Annotated in this window: 5 protein-coding genes; 2 read left to right on the forward strand and 3 right to left on the reverse strand. The window is 37.5% G+C overall.

Translation table 11 applies throughout. The annotated features are described in order from the left end of the window. Positions 1-819: CO2 hydration protein (locus C7B62_RS24525; protein WP_146132210.1), on the forward strand; the 819-nt coding region annotated here is incomplete at its 5' end. 133 nt (positions 820-952) lie between these two features. Here the strand turns inward: C7B62_RS24525 and C7B62_RS24530 are convergent. The 3 genes from C7B62_RS24530 to C7B62_RS24540 form a co-directional block, all read right to left on the reverse strand. Beyond that, complete coding sequence (locus C7B62_RS24530) at positions 953-1,354, reverse strand: fasciclin domain-containing protein (RefSeq protein WP_106243931.1); 402 nt, start codon at positions 1,352-1,354, stop codon at positions 953-955. Between the two features lie 467 nt (positions 1,355-1,821). Then, the gene (locus tag C7B62_RS24535; RefSeq protein ID WP_233220143.1) at positions 1,822-2,118 is read right to left on the reverse strand and encodes a hypothetical protein; all 297 of its coding nucleotides are present in this window, start codon (positions 2,116-2,118) and stop codon (positions 1,822-1,824) included. A 151-nt stretch (positions 2,119-2,269) separates the two neighbouring features. Next, on the reverse strand, positions 2,270-3,370 hold the full coding sequence (locus C7B62_RS24540) for a chlorophyll a/b binding light-harvesting protein (RefSeq protein WP_106243935.1): 1,101 nt from the start codon (positions 3,368-3,370) through the stop codon (positions 2,270-2,272). A 520-nt stretch (positions 3,371-3,890) separates the two neighbouring features. On the opposite strand from C7B62_RS24540, the gene C7B62_RS24545 reads away from it, so the two are divergent. Continuing rightward, positions 3,891-4,373, forward strand: coding sequence for a photosystem I reaction center subunit XI (locus tag C7B62_RS24545; RefSeq protein WP_233220144.1), 483 nt, complete (start codon positions 3,891-3,893; stop codon positions 4,371-4,373). The last annotated feature ends 352 nt before the right edge of the window (positions 4,374-4,725 follow it).

Here is a 4,725-nt window from a genome sequence, read left to right on the forward strand (position 1 = left end):
TATCTCGATAGTGAGGAATATCGAGCCAATGCCGACAAAGCGATTAAAGCTTATTTTAAAGGTAATCCTGTTATGTTGGGGCTATATAAACTGTTCCCCGATATGTTTGTCGAACAGGTAAAACAACTTTCCTACTATTCCAATCTCGGTTTATTTTGGGAAGTGATGGCGCCTGTTTTCTTCGAAATGTCTGATATTTATGATGAAGGTGGGTTTAAAGGTGTCCCCGATGCGATGGACTTTTTAGTTAACGGCATTTTTGCGATCGCTGGTAGACCAATTTACCATCATGTCTACATTGGGGATGAATGCTATGAAATTATCCCCAAGTCAAAAGGCTTTACTTGGTTATATGAAGCAGCATTGCCCTATGTCGAAGCGGTTTTTTATCGCACTGCTCCTTTTCGGGGGACAAAATCTTATAATGCCCAGGCAAAACAAGTACCTAGCGACCAAAAAGACTTTCATTACGGTATTTTATACGCAGATGTCTTCCCTGTTGGGACAGCGGGTATTCCTCCTACTTTATTAATGGATGATATGTACCATTTTCTGCCAGATTACCTCCAGAAATACTATCAAGAACACTGTCGCGGAGAAGACGATATCCTAATTCAACTAGGTGTTACCTTTCAGCGATCGATGTATAATGTTACCTCGGCAGTAATTCAAGCTTTACGTCAGGCGCTACTTTATCCTCTAGACGATTCTAATCCAGAACATCTACAAAAAAATCGAGCCTTTTTTGAAGCACAGCTAGATCGTTTCCTGCGCCCTGAAGCTCGGTTACCAAATATTCAATCTTCAGATTATCGTTAGGAATTTTGAGAGATTAAGAGATTAGTCCGATTGTGGCGATCCCTAGGGTAGGTGGAGCTTAATCGCTTTTTTTAAATCTAGATTAATAATGGACAGTTTTTAATTAATATAATGTCCATTATTAAATATCTAATTATCCCATCAAAATAACGTTATCAATAACATGAATAATTCCATTATCTGCTTCAATATCTGAGGCAATTACAGTTGCATTTTTAACTTCAAAAACACCATTACAATTAATTGAAATAGGTGAACCTTCTACCGAAATAACCGAATCAACCTTCGCTAAATCTGCTTTGGTTAATTTACCAGAAACAACGTGATAAGTTAGAATTCTTGCTAGCTGAGGTGGATTTTGGACTAAAGTTTGAATTGTGCCAGGGGGAAGTTTGGCAAAGGCATCATCAGTAGGAGCAAATACTGTAAAAGGTCCTGGGGTTTTTAAAGTTTCAACTAGGCTAGCTGCTGTGACAGCAGCAACTAATGTACTAAATCCTTCTGTATTCACTGCAATATCAACAATATCTGGCATATTTATGAGTATTTTAAATCAAAAAACTTAAATTTATTTATTTGCTAATTATATAATATATTGACTTTAATAAACCGCAAAAAAAAGAAAACAGCAGACTAATATTACTTTAAGTTTAATTATTAATCTATTTTGTAATTTATCTATCGTTAAATTCTTGTTGATAAATTTAATTACTTTCTTTTAAATTAAATAACTAATAAGTAATTAATTAGCGATCGCCTTGGGATGCTATGTTTTTCCTTTTTTACGCGATGTCGAGAAAACAACATTAGATCTTACGAAATAAGGCTGATCAACTTAACAAACTTTGATGTATTTCATAAGCCTTTCCAGAAAAAAGGCTTGATTACATAATTAATCGTTATTAATCATTCTTTTATGGTTTTGCCGAAAGTAAGGCAAGACTGGTAACGGCGATCGCGCTAACAACAAACCCAGCTACAATGGCGTTAAACTTATCTTGCTCACTTAAGAACTCCATATTCATCTTTAGATTTAAGGGCGTGCCAGACATGACCAACCAAAAACGTAGCGCAAAGGGTAAACTGTACCTTTGAAAACTGTCCTAAATCCGCACCATACAATTCGGTCGGAAAGGCAATGTCGTTAAAAGCGACAAAGTACCCCGAAGTAAATGCCATCAATGCTACTCCTGCCAAACTATAGGAAAGTATGGCGTGTCCATTATAGGTTAAAGAATTTCTTGCCCATCCAAAAGGCTCTTTAACAATATGCCAAGCACCGCCAACAATACATGCCACTCCCACCCAAATGTGACCGCCGATAATATCTTCTAAAGTTTTAAATATTTTTCAATTTGTATCTAAAAGAAAAGAAAAGCTCAATGCAACCTGATATTTGCACTAAGCTATAAATGAGAACACGATCACAACAATGCAGTTGGAATACTTCCTAATCCCCAGCCCCCTCTGTAGCTGGTTTCTGTGATGCTGATGGTTTGCCGACCATAGATTCACCTGATTGGGGAGTTCCAGCATTGTCTAAAGCTGTAATGACTTGTTTAAAATCAAAGCCGATTGCCCGTAAAGCATGCCAAAGATGACCCTGTAAGAAGAAAAACGCCAGGAAGAAATGGGCGTTAGCTAACCAACAGCGAGCGGTATGAACTCCAGGTGGCAATGCTACGGTATCGACAAAATAAGGTACAACGCCTAATTTGACTTGCAAAGGTGCGCCATAAAATTCTGGGGGATAAGCTAGGGTGTTTACCGCACAATAATATGCAGCTACAAAGCCCGCCAGAGCAATACCACCAAGGGAATAGGACAAAATTGCCTCTCCTGAAAAGATTAGCTGTTTTTTCGCCCAGCCCAAAGGAGGGGTAATAATATGCCAAATCCCACCACCAATTAGTAAAAAGCCCACGTATACATGACCACCGACTAAATCTTCAAGATTATCTACCGACGCAAAATGAGTTTGATAACCAAAAATAGTCGCAGGATTTAAACTAGGATCGGTGACGACTCGCACAGCTTGGATATTGACATCGTAGAGTCCACCAAAGAACATTGCTTTAGCAACTAATGCTAATGCACCTAGGCCTAAAAACAAGAGATGATGCCCTAAGATAATTCCTAGTTGTTGAGGATCATCCCAGGCAAAATGGAAATCGCTAGCTTTTCCTCTCGCCTCTTTTAAATTCGCTGGAGCTTTGAAAGTATGGAAAAGCGCACCCGCACCCAATACAGCCGAAGAGATTAGATGTACTGCACCCACTACGAACATCGGATAGGTGTCTACAACCTGTCCCCCTTCACCTACGCCCAAGCCTAAAGTAGCTAAATGAGGAATAAGTATTAACCCTTGCTCTCCCATTGGTAGAGTGGGATCGAATTTGGATAATTCAAAAAATGTAAACGCCCCTGCCCAGAAAACTATCAATGCAGCCTGAGCAGCATGAGCAGCAATAAATAAGCCAGATAAATTGGCAAAACGAGCATTTCCTGCCCACCAATCGTACTTCACTTGCGGTTTATCGTATGTTTGCAAAACGAAACCTCTTTAATTAATTTTGTTAATTTAGTTACTGGTTATTATTTTCAATAAGCCAGCAACAACTTAATTTTGCACTATTGATAAATAATTGCAAGTTTGTGTTGAAGAAACTTAATAAAAGTAAAAAAGCGATTAGGCTTTTTTAAAGAATTAGCTCTTTACGTCGTATCCGTCACGCCTACCCTGTGTATCGCCCACAAGCTCTTAGTTCAATAGTTAGAGCCTAATTTTAACTAACTCTTTGCACTAAGAGCCAAAGCTTTTAGCATAAAACAGCTTTTCTTTTGGCTATTTTTAATTAGATTTTTCTAAGCTGCAAAAGAAAATAATTCTCAAGAAACTTATTTTACCTGTATAGTTATTTAAAAGCTTATTGATAAATAGAAGCAATAATTAAACAAGGAGGTTTTAATTGTGACCGCCGTAATGGAAAATCCTCAAGAAATTAACCGTCAAAGTATTTCCAACATTCCTTGGTGGAAAGGAATTTGATTTTAATGCTCGTGATGTTTCTCTGGTTGTCTCAGACAATCCTGTTGTAGGTAATCTCAAAACCCCTCTCAATTCTGCGGATTTTAGTCAGTGGCTATTGGAGAATATACCCTTTTATCGCCCTGGACTTTCTCCTCTGTTGCGAGGTTTAGAAATAGGCATGGCACACGGATATTTACTCTTTGGTTCTTTTGCTCTTTTGGGTCCTCAAAGAAATAGCGAACAAGCTAATCTCATTGGTCTACTTAGTGCTTGTGGATTAGTTGTAATTCTAACTATCTGTTTGGCTATTTATGGTGTAGCTTCATTCAATCAAGAATGGCGGTCTGATTTTCCGACCTATTCGAATGTTAATCCAGATGTACCGAATGAACTAAAAACAACAAGTGGTTGGAATCAATTCGCGATCGCCTTTTTTGTAGGTGGTTTAGGCGGTGTTTTCTTTGCTCATCAAGTTTATGACCACTTCGATGTATTAAAAGCTATTCTGACTGGCAATCTCTAATTGAAATTATCTAATTGACAATCTTTTCTAAAGCTTTCATATTGTCAGACAACTAATCTTAATTTTCAAGAGTGATAACACAACTAAAATCTGAATAAAATCTGAATTTGCTTTTTAACAGGCGTTGTTGATTTGAGTAATGAGATATCAAGTACTACTGTTCGTAGCTTTTAGCTATTAGCTATTTAATAAGTAGCTGGGTGAAATTAAATATAAAATAACGGATTCTTATTTTTCTCCCCTACTTCCCTATCTTCACTACTCCACCACCTCATATCAGTCTTTAAATTAATTATGCCTAGCTACTTAACAGTTATTAGTTAACCCGAAAGCAAAACATTACGCATTCACC

Source organism: Pleurocapsa sp. CCALA 161 (genome assembly GCF_003003995.1).
Lineage (GTDB): Bacteria > Cyanobacteriota > Cyanobacteriia > Cyanobacteriales > Xenococcaceae > Waterburya.

Excerpts from the sequence above, each read along its gene's own strand:
- C7B62_RS24530 (WP_106243931.1), bottom strand. The coding sequence starts at position 1,354 with ATGCCAGATATTGTTGATATTGCAGTGAATACAGAAGGATTTAGTACA.